Consider the following 25,873-nt stretch of genomic DNA (forward strand, 5'->3'; position numbering starts at 1 on the left):
TCAGCTTGGCGGGTGTAAGTTGAAATAGTCGGCTTAATCAATTATTACCCGAAGTGTGTGTAATAATCACTTAGGTAAGCAAATCACCTAAAAAATTTCCGGGGAAATTCGACTGCTTAATTATTTTCCAAATAAAGCAATTTTTGCACAGAAGATAGTTATACATATAAAGAAAAGGTATATCGGAAAAACAACTGCTTCTTCAATTGCGCTAATTAACATTTTCTGTCTAAATATACTGCTTGACCTATGGATATAAACTGTTAATAATAGCTCTATGAGTAAATATTCTGAAAATTAAGTGATATTCTAATCAGCCGCAAAGAAAGGAGGGTACGAATTGCTTTTATATCTTAGTTTTGTTCTCATCACTGGAGTCTGCCTGGTTTTGGCTCTGAAAAAAGAAAAATAGCTTTCCTGGCCATCCCATTTCTCACATTGTTTGGATACGGAGTTGCCCAGGTGATTCTCGTCCCACTGCCATTCATTGATACAGTTAGATTTATTTTCAGCTTGTCATAAAAGGAGGATGGACCATGAAGAAAATTGAAAAGGCCAAAGCCGATCAATATTTCAAAGAAAAAACCGGTATACAGCTATTTATTTAATTATTGGATTACTCTCGTCATTCGGGGTTGTACTATTTGCTGACAGCCTGACGGACCTGACAATCAACGGCTATCCCTTCCATTACTTTATGGGGGCACAAGGCGCCATCGTCATCTTTATCATCCTGCTCTTTGTAAACGCCAAAGTAAGCGATTCGATCGATAAAAAATACGGCATCGACGAAAGCAAGAATGAGAGCCTGAGTTACGGAAAGACGCTGGATCATTGATTTATAGTGGTACGGGCAGCTTCCCGTTCTATATCTTTACTCAGGACAGGCAGTCAGATTTATTGCCGGCCAATCTTGAAAAAAGTGGAGCAGGCAATTAGAGCTCCTGTAACAGCTGGTTATCTGCTCTCTTTTTATAAATATGTAAACGCTTAACCTAACACCTTAATTTAAAAGAAGGATAAGGGGGACCAAAATGGATCTGCAGTTTATTGTGTCTACTGCCATTATTATAGCTACATTTGCTCTTTATATCGGTATTGCGGTGTATAACAAAGCTAAGGTAACCTCGGATTTTTATGTTGCCGGCCGCGGGGTTCCGCCGGTTTTTAACGGAATGGCCATCGGCGCGGACTGGATGAGTGCCGCTTCCTTCATTGGTTTGGCAGGGACCGTCATGATCCTTGGATACGACGGCCTCGCCTACATTATGGGTTGGACGGGAGGGTACCTTTTACTGACATTCCTGCTGGCGCCTCAGCTCAGAAAATATGGGCGGTATACGGTCCCCGAATTCATCGGTGACCGGTATAACAGCCACACGGCACGTGTCATTGCCGCGGTTTGTACCATCATTATTTCCTTCACCTATTCGATCGGCCAATTGTCCGGTTCCGGTGTGGTAATCGGAAGGCTGTTCGAAATCGATGCCAAGGTCGGAACTATGATCGGGGTCGTCTTGATCGCCTTCTACGCTGCCTTTGGCGGGATGAAGGGAATTACATGGACACAGGTTGCTCAATATATCATTTTGATTATTGCATACCTGGTGCCAGTTATTTTTATGAGCTTGCAGCTGACGAATAACCCTCTTCCTTGGATTTCCTATGGGGAGCTCATTGGAAAAATGGGAGAACTTGACCGAGAACTCGGGATTTCTGAATATTTTGCTCCGTTTACGAATGGAACCAAGTGGCAGTTCATGGCCCTTATGTTCACATTGATGGCCGGTACAGCGGGGCTTCCGCATGTCATCGTCCGCTTCTATACAGTATCAACAATGAAAGCGGCACGCTGGTCCGGGGCATGGGCGTTATTGTTCATCGGACTGCTGTATCTTTCCGCTCCGGCATATGCGGCGTTTTCCCGCTTCATTTTAATGACAAAGGTTGCCGGACAAAGAATCAGTGAACTGCCGGGCTGGACTACTTCATGGGTCGATACAGGTAAACTCCAGATTGCCGATGCTAATGGAGATGGAATCCTGCAATGGTCGGAGCTCGTGATTTCCAATGATATAGTGGTAATGGCTACTCCTGAAATCGCGAATCTGGGTGTCTTTGTCATCGGCCTTGTGGCTGCAGGTGCCATGGCTGCCGCTTTATCGACAGCCGGTGGATTGATGATGGCGATTTCTTCATCCTTTGCCCATGATATTTATTACAGAGTATTCAAGCCGGAATCAACAGACAAGAACAGGCTTGCGGTTGCCCGCTGGACGATTGTCATCGCCACCGTACTTGCCGGCTTGGTGGCATTGAACCCGCCGGGAGTGATCACGCAAATCGTTGCCTGGGCCTTTGCACTCGCCTCAGGAACCTTCTTCCCGGCGCTTGTTCTTGGAGTCTGGTGGAAGCGTTCGAATGCCGCAGGGGTCATCTCGGGACTTCTGGTTGGCCTGGGAGTCACACTGACCTATATCTTCCTAGCAAGAGAAGGGATGACCTTGTTCGGCATTATCGATACGGGAGCGGGTGTGTTCGGTGCACTTGCCGGATTCCTGACGAACATTATCGTCTCTCTATCCACTAAAGCACCATCGCAAAAAATCCAGGAAGAAGTTATCGACCTCCGATATCCTGAGCAGATGACGTTCAAAGACGGCGAAGTCTGGATCAATGACGATGCAACCTTCAATAAATAATGAAAAGCGGAAGCAGGCTGTACTCCTTCATCCCCTATTTGCCGGGATGGAGAGGGGTGCGGCCCTTTCGCTTATAGAAGAGGGGAATTTAACAGAAGCACTGAAGGGTGAAACTTTTTTAAAAAGTGGAGAAAAACGCACTGGGATTTATCTGGTCATAGAAGGCAAAGCAGAAGTTTATGTTGAGAGGGAGAGCGGCAGGCAGGAAGTGCTTGAATTGATCGATACCGGAGAAGTTGTCGGGCTTTCCAGTATCCATCAGCTGCTTTCAGAAAGAGAAGAACTTTCTACAGTCGACGTCAAAGCGGCTGAAACAAGTCAGCTTTTTTTCATAGAATTCAAGGAACTGAAGCCGTATCTTTCACAGCTGACGGACTATCTGTTGAAAATAACAGCCAGGCGCCTGCGGGATGTATATCATTCGTTATCCCATCAGCTCAAGATAGGAGAGAGATTTCCCAGCACGATCACCGTTTTTGAGAGAGTGGGAGATCTGATTCAGCGTCCTGCGGTCACAATTTCGGCTGACAAATGTGTTTCAGAGGCGGCAAAACGAATGAACGAGGAGAGGGTAGGGGCGCTGTTGGTGGTGGATGGGGAGAAGCTGGCTGGATTGATAACGGAAAGAGACATGGTGTGGCGGGTGCTGGCAGAGACTGCAGGCGTTGATACTAAGGTCTCATCAGTCATGAACCCTTTACCCCTGGCCATCAATTCAGAAGAATACTATTATGAAGGGCTTGCCAAGCTCCTTTCCGGAAACAGTAAGTATATGGCGGTGATGGACCATGGAAAAGCTGCCGGTGTCATAACGCTTCAAGATTTCATGAGGCGCAGCAATGAAGGAGCTTTGCTTTCTTTCAGCGAAGTGGAAGATCCCTCTTACCCATTAGAAAATAGCAGCGAGCTTTCAAAGAGGCTCTCTACTTTTCTATGGAAGTCAGGCACACCAGTCGTTCATTCTCTGGAACTGATGACCAGCCTGCACGACCGAATCTACAAGAGGGTCTTAAGACAAGCGGAAGCAGAAATGAAAGACAAACCTGCTGGAGAGTACTGCTTTTATTTAATGGGGTCAGCCGGACGCCGCGAACAGTACTTCCTCTCCGATCAAGATCATTTCCTCCTCTATGAAAAAAGGGAAGACGAGCACTATTACTCCGTCTTTGCCAAAAGAATTGCGGATCTCTTGGAGATAGCGGGATTCAAGAAGTGTGATGGAAACATGATGGCCTCCGATAACCAATGGCGGGGAGACCTCGGTCAATGGGAGGAACGGTTGAGAAATTGGGCGGTCCACGCGAATGAAGATAATTTATTGAAGGCAAACAACTTTTTTTCATACAGGCTGTTGAAGGGCGATCCTGCTCTTCATAATTTATTTGAAAGGATGATAGAAGGACAGATTCAAAAAGGAAGGATTTTTTTATTCAGACTTTCACAAAGCATAAACCTGGTTCCTGACCTGCAAAGCTCCATCCGATCCTTCCTGGGGATGAGCCGGAAGACAATCAACCTCAAAAAAGAAGTGATGTTCCCCTTCCACCACAGTCTTCAGGTTCTTTACCTCATTCATGGTGGAAGAAGCGGGTCAGTCTCCGCTAAATTGGATATCCTTAAGTATAAGCAGGCAATTTCGAAGGATTTCCACGAGGAGCTCCTGCAGGCGGCAGAATACGTGTTCAAACTAATGATTGACTATAGACTTACACATCCTGATGACCAGGGGGATATGTCCCTCCATGCGCTTTCAACCATACAGAAAGAGAAATTATTTTATGGTGTTAAAAAGATCAAGGAATTTCAAAAAATGATGCAGTCTTATTTTTCTGTCTGATTCAAACGGCCCATGGTATTTTTGCGAACCCAGCCTTATAAATAAAAGGGAAGGAAGGTGATTACTTTCTTTCAGATTCGAAAAAAAGCAGAAATTCCTCTGCTTAATACTATAATGCCTTTAGCAACGCCAATAGAAGATTTGAATTTTGTTGTGTTTGATACGGAAACTACGGGATTTCATGTTAGTGGTCCTGACCGCCTGCTGGAAATTGGAGCCGTTAAAGTAAAAGGATACAAAGTAATAAAGGAAGAAACATTTCAAACGCTGGTCAATCCTCATCGACAAATTTCTCGGGAAATAACGGAGCTTACAGGTATATCAGAAGCTGACACTGAGGCTTCACCATCCTCCGGTCAGGCCATCCAATCTTTTCTGCAATATGTAAAAGAAGCGGGACCGGTATGTCTGGTTGGCCACTATGTTTCCTTTGATGTCCAGGTCCTTAAAAGTGAATATAAACGAAATAACCTTATGCTCCAAAAGCCCAAAGCTATCGATACATTGGATATAATCGGTTACCTGGCACCATCTCGAATCATGCGTGATCTTGAACGGTATGCCCAGGATTTCGGAACAAGGATCTATCCGCGGCACAGAGCGATGAACGATGCACTGACGACGGCCTATCTATTCTCAGAGCTGCTGGTTTTATTGAAAGACAGAGGAATCTCCACTTGGGGAGACTTAAGTGAAGTATCTTCTCAATGAAAATTCTGAAAATAAAACCTGAACACTTGTCCTTATTCATTTTTTCGTGCATATATCTTGACCATGCTTAATAAAATGAAACAAACCTGACAAAAAAGAGAGTGTTTGAGGTGAAGAGTCGTTAGTCCATACAGAGGAAGCGCCACCATCATGTCCAATTGTGCCAAGATATAGAAAGCCGAAGAGCAGTAAATAAAAGCTTTCTGCCGCAAATATGCTGCACCTGCGGCGATCCAGTAGTCCTGAACCAAGAGCGAGTCTCATTTCACACTTCTCCATCCAATTTAGGGAGGTAGAGTGGTGTGCACGATTACATCAAAGAGAGAACAGTAAAGATTGGGAAATATATCGTGGAGACAAAGAAAACCGTTCGCGTTATCGCGAAAGAGTTTGGCGTATCGAAGAGTACAGTGCATAAAGACCTGACAGAGCGATTGCCGGAAATCAACCCCGACTTAGCCAACGAAGTAAAAGATATACTTGATTACCATAAATCAATCCGCCATCTCCGCGGAGGCGAAGCAACAAAGAAGAAGTACAAAAAAGATGAGCTCGAAATCAATTAAAAAGTACCAGGTATCAGAAGCATATGATACCTGGTACTTTTTATTGCTTTGGCTCAGTTTAAGAGCATTCTTGTTTTCACTGGTATGTTGACTTCCGCTACAGGTGTTAGACTCCGCGGGGCGGGCGGTGAGCCTCCTCAGCTTCGCTTCCGGGGTCTCACCTGTCCCGCTGCTCCCGCAGGAGGTCGAACACCTTCCGCTCCAGTCAACATATGCGGAGGGAATAAGAAGCCATTGTAACTGTAAACTGTATTTTTCAACTTTTCTATAATGAACTCTACTTACAGGCTTGACTCCAAAATATCTATAACAACAATAGCAACTAACAAAGCCTTAGATTTAAGGCGAGACAGTACCTCTTAGTGCTTTACTGTATTAGAGGGTTTTTGTTGATGTAGTCTTATTCTGGAAATCAACACACTAGAAATCGCGATAATATTTTAAAATAAGCATTTTATAATGTGTTTTCTTGACATTTTTTAGACAATTAGTACCTATTTTCGACAAGCATATGGTAAAATAATAAATTAGGTGAAGTTTTTTCTATACCCTGATTTTTACATATTAAACTGACAACGATACATCTTTGATAAATATATGATATGACGAAATGAAAGCGTTGAAATGAAGAAGGGAGAAACGAAAACAAATGTTTGCGAAAGATATTGGAATTGACCTGGGAACGGCAAATGTATTGATTCATGTAAAAGGAAAAGGGATTGTCTTAAATGAACCATCAGTCGTGGCAATCGACCGAAATAATAATAAAGTACTGGCTGTCGGAGAAGAAGCAAGACGCATGGTCGGACGGACACCGGGGAACATTGCGGCAATGCGCCCGCTTAAAGATGGTGTCATCGCTGATTTTGATGTCACAGAATCCATGCTGAAGCATTTTATCAACAAATTGAACGTGAAGGGCCTTCTTTCCAAACCGCGCATCTTGATCTGCTGCCCGACGAATATCACAAGCGTTGAGCAAAAAGCGATCAGAGAAGCGGCTGAAAAAAGCGGCGGAAAAAAGGTTTACCTTGAAGAAGAGCCTAAAGTCGCGGCAATCGGTGCCGGGATGGACATCTTCCAGCCTTACGGAAACATGGTCGTCGATATCGGAGGCGGAACGACAGATGTGGCCGTTCTTTCCATGGGAGATATCGTAACGGCTTCTTCCATCAAAATGGCCGGCGATAAATTTGATGCTGAAATCCTCAGCTATATTAAAAAAGAATACAAGCTTCTTATCGGAGAACGCACAGCCGAAGATATCAAAATCAATATCGGTACAGTTTTCCCTGGATCTCGTGACGAATCAATGGAAATCCGCGGACGTGACATGGTTTCAGGGCTCCCTAGAACCATCACTGTCAAGTCAGCTGAGATTGAAGGGGCGCTGCGTGAATCTGTAGCGGTCATCGTCCAGGCTGCCAAGAATGTCCTTGAGAGAACACCGCCTGAGCTTTCTGCAGATATCATCGACAGAGGAGTCATCCTGACAGGCGGAGGAGCACTTTTACACGGAATCGATCAGCTGCTTGCAGAAGAGCTGAAGGTACCTGTGCTCGTCGCGGAAAATCCAATGGACTGTGTGGCCATCGGTACGGGAATCATGCTTGAAAACATCGATAAGATCAGCAGAAGAAAAATCGTCTGAATGCCAATAACAGCCAATTAAAAAATTCGCATAACAATTAGAAAATTGTTCCGATATAATGAAAGAAACACAAACTGAACGTAAAAAGAGGTGCCCAACATGCTGCGCGGATTTTATACTGTTGCTTCCGGAATGCTATCACAGCAGCGGAAAACGGAAATGCTGTCCAACAACCTGTCAAATGCGAATACCCCGGGATACAAAGCAGATCGCTCGTCCATGAAGTCTTTTCCGGAAATGATGCTTTCACTGCAAGGCCAGAATCAGCCCAACGGCCCTATGGCCCGCCGGGTAGGCGCGTTGAACACAGGTGTGTACATGCAGGAAACCATGCCGGCATTTTTACAGGGAGACCTTCAGGAGACGGAACGCAAGACGGATGTCGCGTTAGTTGATGGAAATGTACCAGTCGACCCTGAGACAGGCCAAAGAGGCGGAGTGTTTTTCACTCTTCAAGGCGGTGACGGAGTTCCCCGGTATACCCGGAATGGAAACTTCACACTCGATGGGCAGGGCTATCTTACATCTGCAAGCGGTTTGTACGTGCTTGACCAGGAAGGACAGCGCATTCAGCTGCCGGCAGACAATTTTAAGATCACCGAAGAAGGACGGGTCCTTGTCAATGAAATGGAAACAGCCCGCCTGGGAATCGGCTTTTCAGTGAATTCAAACAGGCTCACCAAAGAAGGGGACGGACTTTTCATAACTGAAAACAATGAGCCTCTTCCTAATGCATATGACAGTGACGCCACTTTTAACTTTCAACAAGGCTTTATTGAGCGTTCGAATGTTGATACATCAAGAACCATGACAGACATGATGACAGCTTACAGGTCGTTCGAAGCGAATCAGAAAGTCCTGCAGGCTTATGATAGAAGCATGGAAAAAGCGGTAAACGAAGTAGGCCGGGTCAATGGCTGATGAATTGAAACGAGAGGGGACTGACCGATGAATCGTACAATGATAGGCGCAACCAATACACTGAACCAGCTTCAAAAACAAATGGATGTGATCGGCCATAACCTCGCGAACAGTGATACCAATGGCTACAAGCGGAGAGAAGCGATGTTTTCAGAACTTCTGGTGCAGTCAGTGAACAACCAGAGAGCGGACGGGGACCTGAATGGCCGTCTGACACCAGGGGGAATACGCCAAGGTGCCGGAGCTAAATTGGGACAGTCGGAAATCAACCTGGCACAAGGTTCTTTAAAATCAACAGGCAGAAACCTTGATTTTGCACTGACAGCGGGCAATCAATTCTTCAAAGTGCTCGTGCAGGGTGAAGAAGGAGCAGATGTCCGTTACACCAGGGACGGGGCGTTCTACGCCAACCCAATCGGCAATGGAGAGTTGATGCTGGTCAATGGCCAAGGGCATGCTGTACTCGATGAGAACGATAACTTCATCACGTTCAATGAGAACGTAAAAGGAGAAGACATCATTCTCCGTGATGGCGGTCAGTTGACTATCGGTGGATTGCCGTTTAACCTTGGGGTAGTATCGCTGGAAAAACCTCAATTCATGGAACAAATCGGACAGAATCTTTTGGGTCTGCCCCAGAACCTGGATGGCCTGGGAGTTAACGAAGATGAAATCCTCACCAATATGAATGGAGCCGCACGAAACAATATTGCGGCTGCCCAGAGCAGTTTGGAAGGCTCAAATGTGGATACAGGAAAAGAAATGACCGATATGCTGAACGTGCAGCGTGCGTATCAATTCCAAAGCCGTTCCATCTCCATGGCAGACCAAATGATGGGACTAGTGAACGGAATCCGTTAAAAGGGAGTAATCGACAATGACTGAAAAAGACATTCTGCAAGAAGGAAAAACAAGAGAAGAAATCAAAGCCGAAAAAAGAATAAAAAGAAAAACAGCGGCGAAGAAAAACCGGGCAGATGGATCCGGATCCGCCTTCTTCCAATCTGGCTGCGCGTCCTTCTCTTCATCATCCTGCTTGCCGGAAGTCTCATTGGAGGAGCCATGATCGGCTACGGAGTCATCGGAGACGGCAAACCAATGGATGTACTCGATAAATCGACATGGCAGCATATCATTGATATTGTTTTGAAAGATAAATGATTTTGATAACCGGGCTTCCCATTTAAGGGAGGGCTGGTTTTTTAATTTTCCTTTTATGTCCTCAAGTGCTCTGTTTAGATACATGAGTGGAGCGGAAAAGGGTGAGATATGTATCCACTAGCACAGAGTGGATACATAAAGTTGAGGGGAAAGTGTGCACTCATGTCCTCAACAGCATCCGGTGGATACATGAGTGTAGTGAAAAAGGATGAGATATGTATCCACCAGTCGAGAGTGGATACATATGTTGTAGGAAAAGCATGCACTCATGTCCTCACCAGCACTCGGTGGATACATGAGTGGAGCAAAAAGGATTGCCTTATGTCCTCACAAGAGGCGTCTGGATACATGAGTGAAGCCAAAAAGAGTATCCCATGTCCTCGCAATCGGCGTCTCGATACATGAGTGGAGCAAAAAAGATTGCCTTATGTCCTCACCTGCCAAATAACCCACACCAAAACAACTTTTTATAAAAGGAGAATTCAGGTAGAATAAATAGAAGAACGTACATAATGATAGGGAGGCATACTCATGCTTAATATTGAACAAATCAAAGAAATCATTCCCCACCGCTACCCATTTCTGTTGGTGGATAAGATTCTAGAAGTCGAAGAAGGAAAAAGTGCGGTAGGGATAAAGAACGTAACAGCAAATGAAGAATTCTTTAATGGACACTTCCCGGAATATCCGGTAATGCCAGGAGTGTTGATCGTGGAAGCACTTGCTCAAGTAGGGGCGGTTGCCATGCTGAAAAAAGAGGAAAACCGCGGCCGCCTTGCTTTCTTCACAGGAATCGATAATTGCCGGTTCAAACGCCAGGTAAAGCCAGGTGATCAGCTTCGCCTTGAAGTGGAAATGGTGCGTTTCCGCGGCCCAATCGGAAAAGGAAAAGCGGTTGCCTCAGTAGACGGAGAAGTTGTCTGCGAAACAGAAATGATGTTCGCCCTTGGAGACAAACAAGAATAAGCAATCACTAAACCCCCAGCTGCCCGGCAGCCGGGTTTTTTTTTAAGGCTTTACCCAACTAAAAGGGACTGTCCCTTTCTCTGCTATAAAGAACTAAAACATCACCTCTGCACTCCCCAGTTAAAATTTTTATTACCCCATGCAAGTTTCCAAAAAGATGGGGCATGCTATCAAAAGACCAAAAAGAAAGGTCTCAAAAATTCTTTTTAACGAAAGGAGTCATACACAATGAGTAAAAAACTTTTAGCAATCCTTGGTGGATCAGCACTATCCGCAATGCTTCTTGCAGGCTGTAATGCAGACCAGGAGCCGCCTCCGGAAGATAACGAAGCGCCGGTTGAGGAAGAGGTTCCAGGAGATGACGAAGGTATGACTGAAGGCGAAGAAAACGGCGATATGGACATGGATGAGGAGAATGGAAACATCTCTGAAGACGACAATGGTGACATTGACGATAACGAAAACGGCGACATGGGCGATGAGCTTGAAGACGAAATGACAGACGAAGAAAAAATAACGAGTAATATCCAGGGAGCCGGTGAATTACCGGCTTTTTAAATTGTCTTTTTTTGTTATGCATAATGCTGCTTTCAAAAGAGGCTTTCTTTCTTTTGACACCCATCAGCATGGTGAACTGGATAAATTCTTCTTTGGTAAGGCCTTGCCCAATCGCTTCTTTTAGTAATTTTACCCAGTCATCCTCCAAGTTAATATCACTGTTTTTGCTGTCCAGAAGTATATCGAGAGATACCCCTAAGGCGGCAGCTATCTTATCCAGCACATTAATCGAGGGGTTTTTCTGTATCCCTCTTTCAATTGAACTGATATATGATTTAGAAATATCAGCAATATGGGCAAGCTCATTTATGGTAATTCCTTTACTTTCTCTGATAGATTTAATTCTCTCCCCGACCATAGGATAGACTCCTTCTTATAAAAATTTATTAATTCATTATAACGAACAATATTTTTTTATAAAATTAGCATATTTAAGTAATAGTAAGAAAAAGGAAGGTATTAAGAGAAAAACGTTCTTTATTAAGAATAAATGAAGTAATTTGCGATTTAGCAATTGGGGGTGAGTCTTATATACTAGGACTATAAGGTCTTAATAACGAACAAAAGTGAGGTGGACTATGTACAAGAAAAACTGCCAGCGCTGCAGCCGTTCCTCATTCAGCTCTACGGAAATCGGGCAGTGGACTTGCCCATCATGCGGAAATGACCTCACAGATTCTCCTTTCTTCAATGCCTCAAGCTTCCGGCAAATCAGCCAGACCGTTGTCCCTTTAGAAAAGAAAATGAGTGTTTACACGAGGAACTTTCCTTATCAAGAACCTAAAATTCGACAAAAAAGCCCATAAAAGCTAAAAAATCACCTGATAATTAAACGAAAGTTACAAAAATTGTAAAATAAACTAGGAAAAAAGTTGTTAATCACAGCAAAATTTTACACAAAATAGGTTTTCCTAATTAGTATAATGGTTATAGATATATAACTGGTTAGCCAACGGGATAGTCAGACAAAGGCAAACCCATTGAAAGATGGAGACGCAAAGTCACAGATCTAAGGCAGGATAACAGATCTTGCTAAGATGGCTGGATTGCCTGAAATACTAAGCGTATTTTAGGAGGAGATTTTGAAGTGGTTGAAAAAGAACTGGATCTAGAGTGGATTACCTTAATTAAAGAAGCGATGTCAATAGGGGTCACCAAAGACGAAATCCTAGAATACCTACATACGAATAGAGAAGAGAGAAAAGTACTGGTAAAATGATAAAGCTATTCCCGGAACGGGAATAGCTTTTTTACTTCTGATTCAATTTCCATTTATTGAACTCGATAAACTCCCTGAACTGCTCTTTGCTAATTCCGGAATCCATCGCTTGCTCAACAATACTGACCCAGTCTGAATCAATATGCTTATCTTCTACCGTATCATATAGTAAGGAATCCACCGGAACAGCTAACGCTTTTGAAATTTTCTCCAAAAACTGTACCGATGGGTTCTTCTGCAAGTTTCTCTCAATCGAACTCAAGTATGACTTGGCAACGCCCGCCTTATCCGCAAGTTCTGTCATCGACATCTTTCTCTCTTGTCTAAGCTTCTTTACTCTTTCCCCGATCATTACCGTTCACATCCTGTACGCATAATCATCCTTATCATGGTGTTATTATACCACAAAGCAAACTCAAACTTTATAAATGTTTGTCATATTTTGTCTAAAAATTTAATTTGATGTCTTGGAAGTGGCAGCCAGCCTAGGCTTGGACCGCATCTTGTCCTTAAATTCCTGCACAAGCCCGGTTCCCTCAAAGCCCTTCTCCACCAAGTCATCAAGCAGCAGCTCGGCATACTCATTGCGCATCTTCTTCAACTTTCCTTCAAAAAGAACACTCAAATGAAGATCCATAGTTTTAATGCAGCTGATCCTCGTCATGAAAGCAGCAGGATCATTCTCAGGATGGGAAATGACCACTTGAACTTCTATATCCTCGGCGCTCTGCTGGGCATCACGGAAAAAATCATAATAATCCTTCCTCATGCAGCCCTCAATCAGCCAAGTACCCTTCTGGTTTTCTTTATTAATAATTAAACCGTCCACAATTTCAATGTCTTTAAGATCATCGTTTTCAACAACTTGAAGAGTGATTACTTTAAAGGTTTTCATGAACGATCCTCCATCTCATAGTTTGTACAAATTATAACATATTGAAGATTCAAAACATAATGGGGGATTTTTAATTTAGTTTCATCTGATTTCCGTTCCAAGTGAGCGACTCCGCGGGGCGGGCGTTGAGCCTCCTCGGCTTCGCCTGCGGGGTCTCATCTGTCCCGCTGCTCCCGCAGGAGGTCGCTCACTTTCCACTTCAATCAACATTGCTTGTAATCCATTTTAAAAATCATAAGTGACTATTGTAAGACTGGAATTCCCTTAAATAACACAAGACAAAAAAAGCCAGCTAGGTGCTGGCGATTAGTCCACTCGTTTGGCATTGATGATGTATCTCTCTTCTGTGCTTGATAGGTATTCAAAAGGGTAGCATGTTGATAATGTTAGGATTTCATCAGGGTTAGTGGATTGGACTACGGACATGTCGTCTTCTTTTACGATGAACATTTCGTATATTTCATATGTGTGGGTTCCGTTGCTCATTTCAACGTTTAACTGGTCGCCTTCTTTTAGTTCGCCCATTTTTTTGAAGACTGTGTCACGATGGCCGGCGAGGAAGATGCGGTCCTGCTGGTTTGGGAGCTTGGTGGAAGAGTAATGGCCGACTCCTTTTTCCAGTTCTTCTTCGTCTGTTCCTTCTATAATGGGGAGTTCTCTATCCAAGGCAGGTATATCCAGGATTCCGACGACATCTCCTTTTTCGAATGTGTAGGAGGAGAGTTCTTCTTTTGCCTCGGGCTCTTCCGTAACGATTTGAGCTTTCGCTTCTTGAAGAGCGCCATCCTGCTCAGCTTTTTGCTTGAAGATATGATAACCGGCATAACCGATCAGTCCGACACCGGCGGTCAGCATGAGGATGCTTACATACTTGATTAATTTGTTAAACAAGAGGATACCTCCTAAATTGCTTGTTGATTCTATTTTCGCTTAGTTGAGAGAATTTGTCATTGCTTTAACGAGAGTTTTAAATAGAAATTTACAAAGGGTATCAGCATATTTGGATTGTTCTTTATATAAAACATTAAGTTCATTATAAATTACAAAATAGTAAGAAAACGAGAGATATTTCCAGTAAATACATGTTTTAAGTTCGTTTTAGAGAATATTTGCCGTTTTTTCAGGTTTTTCAACCTGTGACTTCTGTCATATACTTGCATTAACGGTTCGCTAATGAGAACGAACTAGTGAACGAGACAATTAAATAAAAGGAAGTTGAGTATTATGAAAAGTCATTTAACCAACTTCGTTCTAAACACCTTACATAGAATCAAAAGTTCACTAGAAAGAACGGACGAGGGAGGGAGAACTATTAGATACTCTCGATTTAGGAAGTTTAGAAAAAAGAATAAGGGCTTAAGTATTTTTGCTCAGTTGATTGGTATCTGGTATCTGGCTATGTTTGCAGCTACATACTTCACTGGTGATACCGGAGCTAAGTTCAATGATGTTGAAGTAATTGAAAATTCCCTTCATGCAAAATGGGATGTTAAGGAAGAGTGGGATGAAAGCTCATTAAAATTCCTTTCCAAGACTAGTGATAAAGAAAATTGCCTACCGATAACAGCTGCAGTGGAAAATGGAAAAGACTCAGGGGATATGCAAGGACCAGTGAAATATGAAGTCTATTGGATAGATAAAGGTAATCCCCAATCAGGACCATTAATAGAAGTTGGAGAAATACCCCCTATAAAAAAGGGTGAAACATTTAACTTAGAATACCAACCTACTAAAAATGGAAATTTTATGTTTAAAGCTTATCAAAGACCTATGCATCCTGGAAAAGGTGTTCTATGGAGCGAAGAAATAAAAGTGGAGAGCTGCTCCGCTGGCAACAAAACTGATCAGAATAAAAATGAAAAGTTTAATGAAACAAAGGGTTCTTCATCAGAAACGGAAAATCAAACACCTCAAGAAGTGCCAGTAGAACAGACTAAAATTGAAGAGCAGACTGAAGAGGGTACTGAAGCTACAGAGATTCAGGAGACTGAAGCGGAACCAGAACAATCTCTATCTGTAGAAACAGAGACAAGTGAAAAAGATGAAGGAAAAAAGGATGTAAAAGGCACAAATAATGAAGAAATAGATCAACTTGAAAAAAAGAGAATGAAGATGAAAAGGAAGCTGAAACTCAAAGTAAAGAGTCTTCAAAGGAAGGTGAGAGTTAATGAAAGGTAAAAAGATTACAAAAATACTCAGTAATATTGTCACTTGGACTCTAGGACTTACATTAATCTTTATGGTGTTTGTGGTGATATCATCAAAGGCATCTGGGGGAGAGCCACAGTTCCTGGGTTACCAGTTAAAAACAGTACTATCTGGTTCGATGGAACCTACTTTTAAAACCGGTTCAATTATTTCCGTCAAACCAGTTGAAGATACCTCAAGCCTTAAAGAGGGCGATGTAATAACATTTATGCAACAGGATAACAGTCTTGTTACTCATAGAATTACAGATGTAATAAAAAATGGTGAAAACACCATGTATCAAACAAAAGGTGATAATAACGTCGATCTTGATTCAAATCCAGTTTTAGCTCAAAACGTATTAGGAAAATATGCTGGTTTTACTATTCCATACTTGGGATATTTCATAGATTTTGCAAAATCAAGCAAGGGCACAGCGATTCTACTAATTGTTCCAGGGGTATTACTACTGATTTATTCTGGAATAACAGTTTACTCAGCTCTTAAAGAATTAGATAGAGGCCAACAAAACCAAGAAACACAGAAAACTGCTTAACCTGGTTGTACACCTTATAGAAATATAAGGGTTCAATATAAAAATACATACCCTCATTAGGAGGGCAAACATTAGGAGGAGAAAGTTTATGACAATCAAAAAGAAATTAGGTATGGGAGTAGCATCAGCAGCACTTGGATTATCTCTAGTAGGTGGCGGAACTTGGGCAGCATACAATGATACGGCAACAATCAACAACCATTTTGCATCTGGTAAATTAGATCTTAAGGTTGGGCCAAGCGGTACTAAACCAATCAGCTTCGATTTAACAAACCTTAAGCCAGGTGACAACATTCAGCGTATCTTTACTTTGGATAACGTAGGCTCCCTTGCAATTAAAGAAGTTTTAATGACTGGGTCAGCAGCAAACTTCTCAGGTGGTGGGGATTCTTCACAAAGTGATTTCTTATCTCAGTTTGAAGTCGATTTCATGCAAGTTGACTCTGAATCTTCGAAATGGGAGCCAAGGCAGGATGTTGTTACTGGAGACTTCACTCTAGCCGATCTTGTTAGTGGGGATGTTTCTGACATTCATGAAGACCATGTTGTTGGTGGGAAAATTAACTTGGCTTCTATAGCTGCGGGTACAGATGGTAGAATTGGTATTCCTGTAGATCCAAATGATACGGATGACGTTTTCATCCAAATCACGTTTAAGAATGATGGTGAAAAGAAAGCTAACGGAGAATATGTACAAAATAAGTATATGGAAGATAGTGTGAATGTATTCTTCAACCTTGAAGCTACTCAGTGGGATGGTGTACACGTAGATACTAACCATGGTAACGGTGAAGTGAACAACGGTGTTCAGAACTCCGCTGATGGAAGCAACATGCCTGATCCAAGAACAAAAGGCGATGCTGAACATGATGAAGAAGTAAATGACTAATCTAAGATTATAATTAAAAGTAGAAAAGGCGGTTTAAGCCGCCTTTTCTATATATTTCTAAAAAGAGGGATATAAATGAAAAATTTAGTTTGTATAATAACAATTATTTTAGTCCTTTTTTTAATTCCTATTAAATCCTATGCAGAAACAAACAACAACCAGTTAGACGTTTCAACAAGTCCGCACAAAATCCTTTTCGATTTAACAAACCTCAAACCTGGGGATACTATATCACGTGATTTACTTGTTATAAATAATGGAGAACAAGATTTTCATTATATAATCTCAAATAAGTTTACTGGTGGATCTAAAAAATTTTACAACCAACTACTACTTGAAATATCAGACGAAAAAGGAATTATTTTCAAAGGTAATCTCAACGATTTCAGTAAATTGGATTCTCGCTCTTTAAAAAGTAGAGACCAAGAAAATATTCTATTTCACGTAGAGATTCCATATGAGCTAGGTAATGAATATCAAGGATTAACATCTGATTTTCAATTTAAAATTTTTGTGGAAGGTACACTTGGTGGAGTCCTGCCGGCAGATGGACCTAAACTTCCAAATACGGCGACAGATGTTTTTCAGACACTTTTAGTTGGTGCCATTATGTTAGGTGTTGGGATAATACTTTTTAAACTTCAACATAGAAAAAGTGATCTGACAAATATATAAATATATGCCTTTAATATTTTCTAAGAGTCCGCTAGATGAATGTTAGAAGAGAAATTATTAGTTAAAATGTTTTTGTCCTTTTTCTTATGGGTATGTTTCCTAATAATGATAACAGTATTTATTATTATCATTTCCTTAGATACTATCTTGAAAGCAGGTGAATCCATGAAAATCGCACTTCACTCACTGGCAGCTCTCAACATTCTGGATACCTTTGCTACAGTGATTGGAATAAGGAATGCCTTAATCCAAGAAGCAAACCCTATTATGGACTCACTGTATTCTTCACATCCAATCATATTTATAGTTGTAAAACTATCTTTATCAGCAATTGTTTATGCATTAATTCTTTATAACAAATTTCCTGAAAAGAAATGGTTCTCCTCAATAACATATACAGCATTATTACTTTATTCACTGACATTTTTGCTCCATGGAATTTGGATTTACTATGCTTTATCAACCTAGTGCCAGAAAAAAACGCGGTGAGAAATTTTATTGAACAAAAAGAAATCAAATTTATCACATAGCCTCTTTTGAATAACAATAATGTCAAAAATCATTAAATCCCCTGGATAAAAAGCTGTTTTATCGCCTTTTAATACTCCAAACCCTCCTTTCCCCCATTTTACACCCACCCAAAAACCCTATATCCTATACTTACCAACGAAAGAAAAGAGGTGAAACAAATGATAAATCAGGTCACGTTGGTAGGAAGATTGACGAAGGATCCAGAGATGCGTTACACATCCGAGGGGAAGGCGGTGTTGAATGTCACTCTTGCGGTCAATCGTCAGTTTAAGAGTCAGGGCGGAGATTATGAAGCTGACTTTGTGCTGTGTACGATGTGGAGGAAGGCTGCAGAGAACACGGCGAAGTATTGTAATAAAGGCTCTGTGCTGGGCGTGGTAGGACGCATTCAGACGAGGAATTACGATAATGAGCACGGCAAGCGGATTTATGTGACGGAGGTTGTGGCAGAACAGGTGAGATTCCTGGATGGCAAGCCGACACAGCCGGCAAAACCGCAGCCAAGGAATCCGGAGGTAGAAAAGGCACTGCCAGTATTTTAATAGCAAGCAATTTGGTGTATGACTAAAACTGGAGGAAGTTCCCTTTATGAACAACAGCGAATCCATGGAAAGATTGATTGAAGATCTGATAAGAAAATTGGCAAGGGCTAATGTGGAATTGTACTATCTGTCACAGCGTGTCGCACTCCTCGAGAAAAAAGCTTCCGAAGACAAGCCTCAAGCTGCTGCACCTAATCGCATCTCTTTCATGACCACCAAACAAAATTAAATTCTCAATGACTTGTTTTATTTCATAACCTAGGAACCAACCACGCATCAAACTCCCACCTCGCCTCATAGATAGAAAACTCAATATTATACTTCTTTTTTACCCCCACTGTTGCCGGTTCTCATGAGAGCCGGCTTTTTCCGATATGTGGAGTTTAGTGATTTAAAGCAGTGAAAGGGACAGTCCCTCTTAGTGCTTTAAAGCATCAAAGCACCCTAATCAAAAACCCCCCACCGCAAACAGCGGAAGGGGGGTTCTATCCATAAATCTATACCTACTCCAAAGACAACAAACTATGCAGATCCTGATCAGACAACTCAGTCATCCACTGGTCACTCTGGATAATCTCATCATTCAATGCCTGCTTTTTCTCAAGCATCATATCGATTTTCTCCTCAAGAGTTCCAGACGCAATCATTTTATGAACATGAACGAAGCGGTTCTGCCCGATACGATATGCGCGGTCGGTGGCCTGGTTTTCGACGGCCGGGTTCCACCAGCGGTCGTAGTGGACGACGTGGTTGGCGGCGGTGAGATTCAGTCCTGTTCCGCCTGCTTTCAATGATAGCAAGAACACAGGGAATTCACCGTTCTGGAATCTTTCCACGAGGTTGTCACGCTGTGTTTTGGCCATGCTTCCATTCAAGAATGGGACGTCGACGCCAAACTTCTCTTTCATGACGTTTTGGATCATCTCCCCCATGGAGATGTACTGAGTAAAGATCAAGCATGCTTCACCTGAATCGAGCACATTTTCTACGATATCCACGAGCTTCCGCATTTTCTCAGAACGCTTTTCAATGTTCTCGGGCTGCGGTTCTTTGAGATAAAGAGCAGGGTGATTGCAGAGTTGCTTCAGGCGGTTCAGCATTTGCAGGACAAGTCCTTTTCGCTCGAATCCACTCAGTGCTTCCAGCTGAGCGAAGGTATCTTTGATAAGCTGCTCATATAACGATGCCTGCTCAGTGGTCAACGCACAGTACTCTTTCTGCTCAATTTTGTCCGGGAGGTTCAGCTCGACTTCCGGATCTTTTTCGTCCGGCGAAGCAGGAACGGCCTGATTTTCGCCTGAAGTTCTTTGACCCTGGCTTCATTTTCTTCTTTTTCAATCGGCACGATGAATTTCTTCTGAAATTGCGTGAAGCCCCCAAGATACCCGTGGTTCAAGAAGTCGAAAATCGCCCAAAGCTCGGACAGGCGGTTTTCCATCGGAGTTCCGGTCAACGCGATATGATGTTTTCCTTCTAATTTGCGGATGGCCCGCGACTGCTTCGTGTTGGCATTCTTGATGTTCTGCGCTTCATCGAGAGCGATCGCATTCCATTCGACGGTTTCCAGCTCTTCAAAATCGAGATGCGACAAGCCGTAGGAAGTCAGGACAACATCCATATCGAGGATGCCCCGTCCGAACTCAATTCCTTTGTCGCGGTTCGCTCCGTAGTGAAGCTTCACTTTTAAATCAGGAGCGAATTTCTCAAGCTCACGCTGCCAGTTTCCAAGGACGGACGTCGGTGCAATGATCAGTGCTGGTGCCTTCGGCGTTTCGACCTTCTTCACTTCTTGCAGGTACGTTATCAGCTGTACTGTTTTTCCGAGTCCCATGTCATCGGCAAGACAGGCGCCAAAACCGTATCGGCGCAGGAACAGCAGCCAGCTCATCCCTTGCTGCTGGTAAGGGCGCAGTTCCCCCTGGAACGTATCCGGCGTCTGAACGATTGGCACCTCGGCAGAATTGTTCAGCGTGTCGATCATTTTTTTCATCGAACGGTTGAGGTCGATTTGAATTTTAGCGAACTCATAAGGATCATACTCGTCTTCCTGGAGAAGCTCTTCATCCTCATCGCGCGGAACAAGCTGCTGCTCCAGCATATCCTGGATCGAGATTCCTTCCGCTTTTGCCTTGCTCATCAAATCTTGAATGCGGCGGATCATAGCGGGATCCAGCTTCATCCACTGTCCGCGGATTTTGATCAATCGGCGCTGGTCGTTCACGAGATTTTGAAAATCCTCTTCCGACAGGTCCACTCCGTTCATCGACAGGCGCCAGTCAAAATCGAGCATGGCATTCAGCCCGACGAAAGAAGGTCGGTAAGAACTGTCCGTGTTTTTCACTTTGGCTTTCACTGTCATCTGGGCTTCCTTCATCGCCTGCCACCAAGCAGGAAGCAGGATTTCGATGTCAAGATCGAGGAATTTTTCGCTGAGTACGGTCAGGAAATCCCAAGCGTCATGCTCATCCAGTGAATTCCGGATTTCTCCGCCCTGGTTGAGCAGCGGCAGCATTTTCATCCAGCGGTTCTGTTCTTCTTTGACCGTATCGAGGTGTTTTTTATAAGAAGGAGGCAGTCGATCTTCCTCCAACGAGTAAACTTTGTCACTGCGCTTTTTATCCCGGAGGATGGTTTCGAGCTCCCAGGGATCATGCTCCTCCAACGGTTCTGTCAGGCGCAGCCCCAATGTGAAAGGAGTCTCATCTTCCGTCAGCCCGACCCATTCGCTCCACTTTTCTTCATCAAAATAAGCATGAAGCTCTTCCGGAGTGAGCGTGCTGTCCTCGAGTTTTTCAAGCGGGTAAAAATTTGATCACTGCTCCCGGCAGAAAGCGACTGGCGGACAGAGCGCTGATACCAGTCGGAAACGAATTCCTCAGCCGATTCTTCGCCGATATCCTCCTGCCAGAATTCATCGGGAAAGTTGTCCCAAAGTTCATCAGGAACCTGGAAGGATAACCCGTTTTCCGCCATATCTTCAAAGCGAGGAATCCATTTTCCCTCTTGGATGGAATCGTACATGATCGGGGCCACCGCAAGGCACTTCTGCCCGAGTTCATCCCAGTGCCAGTCAATCATGCCGCTGAAGGATTCGTCGGCAAACAGCAAGAGAAGATCCCAGCTGTTGACCTCAATCCCTTTTCTGGTTCCCAGTTCTTTTGATTGCAGAGTCGTACCATAAAAGCTGGCTTCATGCCAAAGAAACAACTGGCCCTTCCAGTCATCCGGCCCGACATCAAAACCGCTGTCGTTTTCACAGTAAAGGAAGAAGCGGCCGTTCTCCAGAGGCTCTATGTACACATGCAGCAAACGTGTTTTAAGCATCGATCAGCTTCCCCTTTCTGCATTCTTCATGGAACGCACGAAGACGCTTCGTTTTTTCTAAAATAAAATCCAAATAGATATCCCATTGATCCGTTTTCTTAAGTTTTTTATAAAGGGTACGGAGTCTTTTCAGGTATTTGACCGCCTGCTTATAATTGTCGCGGTTCCGGCCCGCCAAATAGAACTCGATTCCCTCATGATAGAGGGGAAGGACAAGCTGCGGCGCTTCTTTAGCCGCATCCCGGAGGCCCATGTTATCCATCTCCCTGAGCTCATATCCGACAAAACGCTGCAGCTCCACCCAATCCCGGAAGGACTTCGAACTCAGCAGGAATTCGTTGTACCAGGAATAGCTGTAGGGCAGAAGGGCGACAAGCAGCTTCCGGAGAAGACCGTGCTCGTTTTCTGTCATCCAGTCGATCGGGAGCGTCCGTAAAAACCAGCGAGAAAAGGACGCGCTGTCATAGGGAGGCAGGGAATTAACGTAAGCCGGAACCTTCGGCATGATGCTTTTCAGAAAAGCGACACCCTGTTCATACTTTTTATTTTGAAAAAGCTGCTCCAGCCAGAAATCGGAGTACGGAACAATTTCTGTGCCCAGCTTCTCGATTTCTTTCGCAGCCAGCTCATGTTCTTCAAGCAGAATATATTGATGCAGCAGTGCCAACGCATAGAATAGATCTTCAGGGGAGCGTTCCTCCTGCAGCCGTTGAACCTCCGCCTGGCGCCATGCCTTTTTCTTAAAAAGAAAGTACCAAAGGAAGCGGTAGATTTCCGCTTTTGCCAATGTACTGTTTTCGTTGGAACCGGTCAGCTCTTCCGTCTTTCCTTTTAAAAATTCGATAAAAGGGTCGAACCGGAACGGCATGGCATGTACGGATAACTGTTTCACGCTGTCGAACATTTCATCGACCAAAAATTCGTAGTGTGAGGTCTCCGCCGTCTTTCCTCTGAAAAAAACCATCATTCGGTCGAAGTTCTGGAACAGGAAAAAGGAAACATAAAGCTTATACAGCGGCTTCCATTCCCGCTCGTATGGCGCATCTTTCATCAGCTTTCGAAAAAAATTCTGAATGTGCAGGTCCAGCAGATGGGACTGGCGGTGAAATGCCTCTTTATCCCATTCCTTGTACTGATACTGCAGGTAATCCCACCACTCTTCCGGTGAATCCCCGCGCTGTTTGCGGTCTTTTAAAAGGTCACTGGCTTTCTTGATACTGCCTTCATGCTTCTTTAATATATCTTGCAGATCCACCTTTTTTTCAGGAGATGAATTCGTTGCTTGTTCAGGCCTGCTCGTGCGCCATTTGTGAATCCAATTCGTCACAGGAGCAGCTTTGCTATATACGGCAAAAAAAGCAGCCATGAGGTGACGGCACCATTCATCAGAAGGACAGGAGCACTTGCTAATACGTGGAAAATCCAGTTCAAGAGTCACCTTAACTGGCGTGACGTCCTGGACATCCGCGGTGATGCTGTCATCATGATATTTAATGTTGCCAACAAGATTCTGCCGGTAGAGCAGCAATCCCTTCTGGACGATGCTTTGCCTCTCGCTGCCATACGGAAGTTCCTCCAGCAGATGCTCGCTCAAAGGTGTCAACTTTTCCTGTAATTCTTGTGCATTCATAAGGATTTGCCGCCTCCTGACTGATTCCGTTCAAAATTAACCATTCTTTTATTATAACGCAAATCAGTAAGAAAATGGAGCGGGGGAGACATCTAAAAGAAAAACTGCTTGCGTGAGGAAAAGATGAAGTCGATTCTAAGAAACACTTCAGTAGAGAAAACCTGCCCAAGTGTCACATAGGAGAGTTCTTAAGAGACACTTCAAAAGAGAAAACTCGCTCAAGTGTCACATAGGAAGGTTCTAAAAGACACTTCAAAAGAGAAAACCTGCTCAAGTGTCACATAGGAAGGTTCTAAAAGACACTTCAAAGAGAAAACCCGCTCAAGTGTCACATAGCAGAGTTCTAAGAGACACTTCAAAGAGAAAACCTGCCCAAGTGTCACATAAAGAGTTCTAAGAGCCACTTCAAAAGAGAAAACCCGCTCAAGTGTCACATAGCAGAGTTCTAAGAGACACTTCAGTAGAGAAAACCTGCCCAAGTGTCACATAGAGAAGTTCTAAGAGACACTTCAGTAGAGAAAACCTGCCCAAGTGTCACATAGCGAAGTTCTAAGAAACACTTCAGTAGAAAAAACCTGCTCAAGTGTCACATAGGGGAGTTCTAAGAGACACTTCAGTAGAGAAAAAGTCCCCAAGTGTCAGATAGGAGAGTGTTAAGAGACACTTCAGTAGAGAAAACCTGCTCAAGTGTCGCATAGGGAAAGCTTAAGTGCTCTAAAGCATTGAGAGAGTCACCCCGCTACTCAACATGCACAAAGAAAGTCTCCCCGTTATAAACGTTGACCGCCTGAAGCTCGACCTCAGCCCCGTTACGAATCATAAGATTCTTGTTTTCAGGAAACACCAATTCCTCCTGATCCTTTACAGCGACAAATTTCGGGTTGTGACTGTCACTCCTGTCGATTTTTGTCTCATATCCCCGCGCTTCATAATACTCCCGTGCATCAACATACCAGTCACTCAAGCCCACCAGATTCAAACCAAGAAAATCAGAGACTGATGAAGCAAGGTCAGTATTTTCCTTCAGTCCCGTCGGTTTGCCGGGCCCATACGCATAGAGAAAGACATCTTCCCCGGTGTGGCCGTGGGTTGTAAAGCCGAGAGATGCCCGTTTGCTGAGCATCGCAGCCATTTCGTCTTCCAGCTCTGTGACTGACCCAGCCTTTTTCACTCTGCAGAACTCATCTTCCGAATGATCTTGGAGGCCATAGGAGGCGAGGACTTCTTTTAGATTGGAGTGGTCCTTTTCTAACTGAGAGGATGCGCCTTTCACTGTCAATCGGGCTTTTTTCAATGGCTCAATGATCTCATCAACCGGCTGGTTAAAATAATCCTTATCGGTGGCCCCGTTTCCGATCGTCAGTCCGCTGTTTCCGTGGTCTGTCACGGCGATGACCATAGTATTGCCATCACGCTTTGCAAACTCAATCGCTTCACCGACCGCCTTATCAAACGCGAGCACCTCGCTGATCATCCCAATAGGATCATTTTTATGAGCAGCCCAGTCAATTTTGCTGCCTTCAACAAAGAGGAAAAAACCCTTCCCGGAATCGTCCAGCCGTTCAATCGCGGCAGAAGTCATCTTTGCCAGAGAAGGCTGTTCCGGTAAAAGTGCCGCGCGGTCAAAGTCGTAAGCCATATCTTCATCTGCGAAGCTTCCCCAAAGCCCTTCAGCCGACCGCCCATCCAGCTCTGACCCATCCGCTATAACCTGATAGTCTTTCTCCTCAATGACCTGAAGAAGGTCTTCTTTATCTTTCCGGGCAGACTCTTTTGTTTTTAACATGCCGTCATCATTTGCCATCCTTCTATCTTCTCCGGAATGAAGCCAGGCGAGCCCGCCGCCCAATACTACATCCATTCCTTGATACACCTGCTGTTCGGCAATATCACTGAACTCATCACGGTTTTTTACATGAGCGGAAAAAGCGGCCGGCGTGGCATGCTGCACAGGAGAAGTGGAGACAATCCCTGTTCCAAATCCTTTCAGCCGGGCTGCCTCCAACAGGCTGACGGCAGGCCTGGAACTTTCTCCATCAGGAATCATGCCAATATAATCGGCCTTTGTTTTAAAGCCGGTGGCCATAGCTGTCCCGCCGGCCGCGGAATCGGTGATGGCTGATTGAGCTGAATACGTCCGGACACCGCCTGTCAAAATGCTGTCCAAGTGCAGCGGGGAGCCTTTATACCAGCGGGCCAAAGTCACTACATCTGAATTCGTCCCGTCCATCACCATGAATATCACTTTTTTCTCAGTGGTCTCTGCAAACAAGCAGGAGGGAGGAATGGCGAAGAATATAATGGAAAAAAGTAAAATAGGAATAAGCGCTAATTTGAATGTTTTCATGAAAT

27 protein-coding genes, 2 pseudogenes and 1 riboswitch are annotated in these 25,873 nt (G+C 43.8%); of the genes and pseudogenes, 20 read left to right on the plus strand and 9 right to left on the minus strand.

The features are described from left to right. The first annotated feature begins 536 nt into the window (after nt 1-536). The 12 genes and pseudogenes from B9Z54_RS10185 (at nt 537) to B9Z54_RS24790 (ending at nt 11,073) form a co-directional block, all read left to right on the plus strand. Nucleotides 537-838 (plus strand): annotated as a pseudogene (locus B9Z54_RS10185) (DUF4212 domain-containing protein). Between the two features lie 196 nt (nt 839-1,034). Continuing rightward, nucleotides 1,035-2,702 carry a sodium:solute symporter family protein gene (locus B9Z54_RS10190; RefSeq protein WP_113928293.1) on the plus strand — a complete coding sequence of 556 codons (1,668 nt, stop codon included), beginning with the start codon at nt 1,035-1,037 and terminating at the stop codon, nt 2,700-2,702. Then, a complete protein-coding gene (locus B9Z54_RS10195) occupies nt 2,677-4,539 on the plus strand; it encodes a DUF294 nucleotidyltransferase-like domain-containing protein (protein WP_113928294.1) in 1,863 nt (620 codons plus the stop codon). Before B9Z54_RS10190 ends, B9Z54_RS10195 begins: the two co-directional genes overlap by 26 nt. Nucleotides 4,540-4,653: 114 nt before the next feature. Continuing rightward, complete coding sequence (locus B9Z54_RS10200; protein WP_113928491.1) at nt 4,654-5,250, plus strand: 3'-5' exonuclease; 597 nt, start codon at nt 4,654-4,656, stop codon at nt 5,248-5,250. A gap of 302 nt (nt 5,251-5,552) precedes the next feature. After that, nucleotides 5,553-5,816, plus strand: coding sequence for a sporulation transcriptional regulator SpoIIID (gene spoIIID / locus B9Z54_RS10210; protein WP_113928296.1), 264 nt, complete (start codon nt 5,553-5,555; stop codon nt 5,814-5,816). 649 nt (nt 5,817-6,465) lie between these two features. Next, nucleotides 6,466-7,467, plus strand: a complete 1,002-nt coding sequence (gene mreB, locus B9Z54_RS10215; protein ID WP_113928297.1) for a rod shape-determining protein — start codon at nt 6,466-6,468, stop codon at nt 7,465-7,467. A gap of 99 nt (nt 7,468-7,566) precedes the next feature. Further along, complete coding sequence (locus B9Z54_RS10220; RefSeq protein ID WP_113928298.1) at nt 7,567-8,388, plus strand: flagellar hook-basal body protein; 822 nt, start codon at nt 7,567-7,569, stop codon at nt 8,386-8,388. A 27-nt stretch (nt 8,389-8,415) separates the two neighbouring features. Then, nucleotides 8,416-9,249 carry a flagellar hook-basal body protein gene (locus tag B9Z54_RS10225; protein ID WP_113928299.1) on the plus strand — a complete coding sequence of 278 codons (834 nt, stop codon included), beginning with the start codon at nt 8,416-8,418 and terminating at the stop codon, nt 9,247-9,249. A 16-nt stretch (nt 9,250-9,265) separates the two neighbouring features. Next, nucleotides 9,266-9,454, plus strand: coding sequence for a hypothetical protein (locus B9Z54_RS10230; protein ID WP_113928300.1), 189 nt, complete (start codon nt 9,266-9,268; stop codon nt 9,452-9,454). Continuing rightward, nucleotides 9,451-9,549 (plus strand): DNA-directed RNA polymerase subunit beta, encoded by a 99-nt coding sequence (locus tag B9Z54_RS25670; protein WP_240189876.1) that lies wholly within the window; start codon nt 9,451-9,453, stop codon nt 9,547-9,549. Before B9Z54_RS10230 ends, B9Z54_RS25670 begins: the two co-directional genes overlap by 4 nt. Nucleotides 9,550-10,080: 531 nt before the next feature. Further along, nucleotides 10,081-10,515: a 3-hydroxyacyl-ACP dehydratase FabZ gene (gene fabZ / locus B9Z54_RS10240; protein WP_113928302.1), complete on the plus strand. Its 435-nt coding sequence runs from the start codon at nt 10,081-10,083 to the stop codon at nt 10,513-10,515. Between the two features lie 228 nt (nt 10,516-10,743). Next, nucleotides 10,744-11,073 (plus strand): hypothetical protein, encoded by a 330-nt coding sequence (locus B9Z54_RS24790; protein ID WP_162785162.1) that lies wholly within the window; start codon nt 10,744-10,746, stop codon nt 11,071-11,073. 73 nt (nt 11,074-11,146) lie between these two features. Here the strand turns inward: B9Z54_RS24790 and B9Z54_RS10245 are convergent. Beyond that, a pseudogene (locus B9Z54_RS10245) lies at nt 11,147-11,431 on the minus strand (helix-turn-helix domain-containing protein); the annotation flags it as partial. 602 nt (nt 11,432-12,033) lie between these two features. Continuing rightward, nucleotides 12,034-12,127: riboswitch (cyclic di-GMP riboswitch) on the plus strand. 33 nt (nt 12,128-12,160) lie between these two features. Between B9Z54_RS10245 and B9Z54_RS10255 the strand changes: the two are divergent. Continuing rightward, the gene (locus tag B9Z54_RS10255) at nt 12,161-12,292 is read left to right on the plus strand and encodes an anti-repressor SinI family protein (protein ID WP_113928304.1); all 132 of its coding nucleotides are present in this window, start codon (nt 12,161-12,163) and stop codon (nt 12,290-12,292) included. A 31-nt stretch (nt 12,293-12,323) separates the two neighbouring features. Here the strand turns inward: B9Z54_RS10255 and B9Z54_RS10260 are convergent, their stop codons facing one another. The 3 genes from B9Z54_RS10260 to B9Z54_RS10270 form a co-directional block, all read right to left on the minus strand. Next, complete coding sequence (locus B9Z54_RS10260) at nt 12,324-12,644, minus strand: helix-turn-helix domain-containing protein (RefSeq protein WP_113928305.1); 321 nt, start codon at nt 12,642-12,644, stop codon at nt 12,324-12,326. A 102-nt stretch (nt 12,645-12,746) separates the two neighbouring features. Further along, nucleotides 12,747-13,187, minus strand: a complete 441-nt coding sequence (locus B9Z54_RS10265; protein WP_113928306.1) for a YwpF family protein — start codon at nt 13,185-13,187, stop codon at nt 12,747-12,749. Nucleotides 13,188-13,493: 306 nt separating this feature from the next. Beyond that, nucleotides 13,494-14,078, minus strand: coding sequence for a class D sortase (locus tag B9Z54_RS10270; protein ID WP_240189877.1), 585 nt, complete (start codon nt 14,076-14,078; stop codon nt 13,494-13,496). A gap of 333 nt (nt 14,079-14,411) precedes the next feature. Here B9Z54_RS10270 and tapA point away from each other — a divergent pair, with 333 nt between their 5' ends. From tapA to B9Z54_RS10305, 7 genes are all read left to right on the plus strand, one after another. Beyond that, nucleotides 14,412-15,365 carry an amyloid fiber anchoring/assembly protein TapA gene (tapA, locus tag B9Z54_RS10275; protein ID WP_113928307.1) on the plus strand — a complete coding sequence of 318 codons (954 nt, stop codon included), beginning with the start codon at nt 14,412-14,414 and terminating at the stop codon, nt 15,363-15,365. Beyond that, complete coding sequence (sipW, locus tag B9Z54_RS10280; RefSeq protein ID WP_113928308.1) at nt 15,355-15,930, plus strand: signal peptidase I SipW; 576 nt, start codon at nt 15,355-15,357, stop codon at nt 15,928-15,930. Before tapA ends, sipW begins: the two co-directional genes overlap by 11 nt. An 88-nt stretch (nt 15,931-16,018) precedes the next feature. Next, a complete protein-coding gene (locus B9Z54_RS10285) occupies nt 16,019-16,819 on the plus strand; it encodes a TasA family protein (RefSeq protein WP_113928309.1) in 801 nt (266 codons plus the stop codon). Between the two features lie 75 nt (nt 16,820-16,894). Continuing rightward, complete coding sequence (locus B9Z54_RS10290) at nt 16,895-17,494, plus strand: TasA family protein (RefSeq protein ID WP_113928310.1); 600 nt, start codon at nt 16,895-16,897, stop codon at nt 17,492-17,494. A 165-nt stretch (nt 17,495-17,659) separates the two neighbouring features. Next, on the plus strand, nt 17,660-17,962 hold the full coding sequence (locus B9Z54_RS10295; RefSeq protein WP_162785163.1) for a DUF5658 family protein: 303 nt from the start codon (nt 17,660-17,662) through the stop codon (nt 17,960-17,962). A 221-nt stretch (nt 17,963-18,183) separates the two neighbouring features. Next, complete coding sequence (ssb, locus tag B9Z54_RS10300; RefSeq protein WP_113928312.1) at nt 18,184-18,567, plus strand: single-stranded DNA-binding protein; 384 nt, start codon at nt 18,184-18,186, stop codon at nt 18,565-18,567. Nucleotides 18,568-18,613: 46 nt separating this feature from the next. Next, nucleotides 18,614-18,796, plus strand: a complete 183-nt coding sequence (locus B9Z54_RS10305) for a hypothetical protein (protein ID WP_113928313.1) — start codon at nt 18,614-18,616, stop codon at nt 18,794-18,796. 274 nt (nt 18,797-19,070) lie between these two features. On the opposite strand, the gene B9Z54_RS26460 is transcribed toward B9Z54_RS10305, so the two are convergent. From B9Z54_RS26460 to B9Z54_RS10320, 5 genes are all read right to left on the minus strand, one after another. After that, on the minus strand, nt 19,071-19,769 hold the full coding sequence (locus tag B9Z54_RS26460; RefSeq protein WP_345840716.1) for a DEAD/DEAH box helicase: 699 nt from the start codon (nt 19,767-19,769) through the stop codon (nt 19,071-19,073). 38 nt (nt 19,770-19,807) lie between these two features. Beyond that, a complete protein-coding gene (locus tag B9Z54_RS26465; protein WP_345840717.1) occupies nt 19,808-21,253 on the minus strand; it encodes a DEAD/DEAH box helicase in 1,446 nt (481 codons plus the stop codon). A 23-nt stretch (nt 21,254-21,276) separates the two neighbouring features. Further along, nucleotides 21,277-21,891: a hypothetical protein gene (locus tag B9Z54_RS26470; RefSeq protein WP_345840718.1), complete on the minus strand. Its 615-nt coding sequence runs from the start codon at nt 21,889-21,891 to the stop codon at nt 21,277-21,279. Further along, nucleotides 21,884-23,521 (minus strand): SWIM zinc finger family protein, encoded by a 1,638-nt coding sequence (locus B9Z54_RS10315; RefSeq protein ID WP_113928314.1) that lies wholly within the window; start codon nt 23,519-23,521, stop codon nt 21,884-21,886. Before B9Z54_RS10315 ends, B9Z54_RS26470 begins: the two co-directional genes overlap by 8 nt. Before the next feature lie 739 nt (nt 23,522-24,260). Then, the gene (locus B9Z54_RS10320; protein WP_113928315.1) at nt 24,261-25,868 is read right to left on the minus strand and encodes an alkaline phosphatase; all 1,608 of its coding nucleotides are present in this window, start codon (nt 25,866-25,868) and stop codon (nt 24,261-24,263) included. Between the last annotated feature and the right edge of the window lie 5 nt (nt 25,869-25,873).

Source organism: Bacillus sp. P14.5 (assembly GCF_003316765.1).
GTDB lineage: Bacteria > Bacillota > Bacilli > Bacillales > Bacillaceae_B > Rossellomorea.

Bases quoted from the DNA above. Each gene is read 5' to 3' on its own strand.
- B9Z54_RS10190 (WP_113928293.1), top strand. From the start codon at position 1,035: ATGGATCTGCAGTTTATTGTGTCTACTGCCATTATTATAGCTACATTT.
- B9Z54_RS10195 (WP_113928294.1), top strand. From the start codon at position 2,677: ATGACGATGCAACCTTCAATAAATAATGAAAAGCGGAAGCAGGCTGTA.
- B9Z54_RS10200 (WP_113928491.1), top strand. From the start codon at position 4,654: ATGCCTTTAGCAACGCCAATAGAAGATTTGAATTTTGTTGTGTTTGAT.
- mreB (WP_113928297.1), top strand. From the start codon at position 6,466: ATGTTTGCGAAAGATATTGGAATTGACCTGGGAACGGCAAATGTATTG.
- B9Z54_RS10220 (WP_113928298.1), top strand. From the start codon at position 7,567: ATGCTGCGCGGATTTTATACTGTTGCTTCCGGAATGCTATCACAGCAG.
- B9Z54_RS10225 (WP_113928299.1), top strand. From the start codon at position 8,416: ATGAATCGTACAATGATAGGCGCAACCAATACACTGAACCAGCTTCAA.
- B9Z54_RS10230 (WP_113928300.1), top strand. From the start codon at position 9,266: ATGACTGAAAAAGACATTCTGCAAGAAGGAAAAACAAGAGAAGAAATC.
- B9Z54_RS25670 (WP_240189876.1), top strand. From the start codon at position 9,451: ATGATCGGCTACGGAGTCATCGGAGACGGCAAACCAATGGATGTACTC.
- fabZ (WP_113928302.1), top strand. From the start codon at position 10,081: ATGCTTAATATTGAACAAATCAAAGAAATCATTCCCCACCGCTACCCA.
- B9Z54_RS24790 (WP_162785162.1), top strand. From the start codon at position 10,744: ATGAGTAAAAAACTTTTAGCAATCCTTGGTGGATCAGCACTATCCGCA.
- B9Z54_RS10260 (WP_113928305.1), bottom strand. From the start codon at position 12,644: ATGATCGGGGAAAGAGTAAAGAAGCTTAGACAAGAGAGAAAGATGTCG.
- B9Z54_RS10265 (WP_113928306.1), bottom strand. From the start codon at position 13,187: ATGAAAACCTTTAAAGTAATCACTCTTCAAGTTGTTGAAAACGATGAT.
- tapA (WP_113928307.1), top strand. From the start codon at position 14,412: ATGAAAAGTCATTTAACCAACTTCGTTCTAAACACCTTACATAGAATC.
- sipW (WP_113928308.1), top strand. From the start codon at position 15,355: ATGAAAGGTAAAAAGATTACAAAAATACTCAGTAATATTGTCACTTGG.
- B9Z54_RS10285 (WP_113928309.1), top strand. From the start codon at position 16,019: ATGACAATCAAAAAGAAATTAGGTATGGGAGTAGCATCAGCAGCACTT.
- B9Z54_RS10290 (WP_113928310.1), top strand. From the start codon at position 16,895: ATGAAAAATTTAGTTTGTATAATAACAATTATTTTAGTCCTTTTTTTA.
- B9Z54_RS10295 (WP_162785163.1), top strand. From the start codon at position 17,660: ATGAAAATCGCACTTCACTCACTGGCAGCTCTCAACATTCTGGATACC.
- ssb (WP_113928312.1), top strand. From the start codon at position 18,184: ATGATAAATCAGGTCACGTTGGTAGGAAGATTGACGAAGGATCCAGAG.
- B9Z54_RS10305 (WP_113928313.1), top strand. From the start codon at position 18,614: ATGAACAACAGCGAATCCATGGAAAGATTGATTGAAGATCTGATAAGA.
- B9Z54_RS26470 (WP_345840718.1), bottom strand. From the start codon at position 21,891: ATGCTTAAAACACGTTTGCTGCATGTGTACATAGAGCCTCTGGAGAAC.
- B9Z54_RS10315 (WP_113928314.1), bottom strand. From the start codon at position 23,521: ATGAATGCACAAGAATTACAGGAAAAGTTGACACCTTTGAGCGAGCAT.
- B9Z54_RS10320 (WP_113928315.1), bottom strand. From the start codon at position 25,868: ATGAAAACATTCAAATTAGCGCTTATTCCTATTTTACTTTTTTCCATT.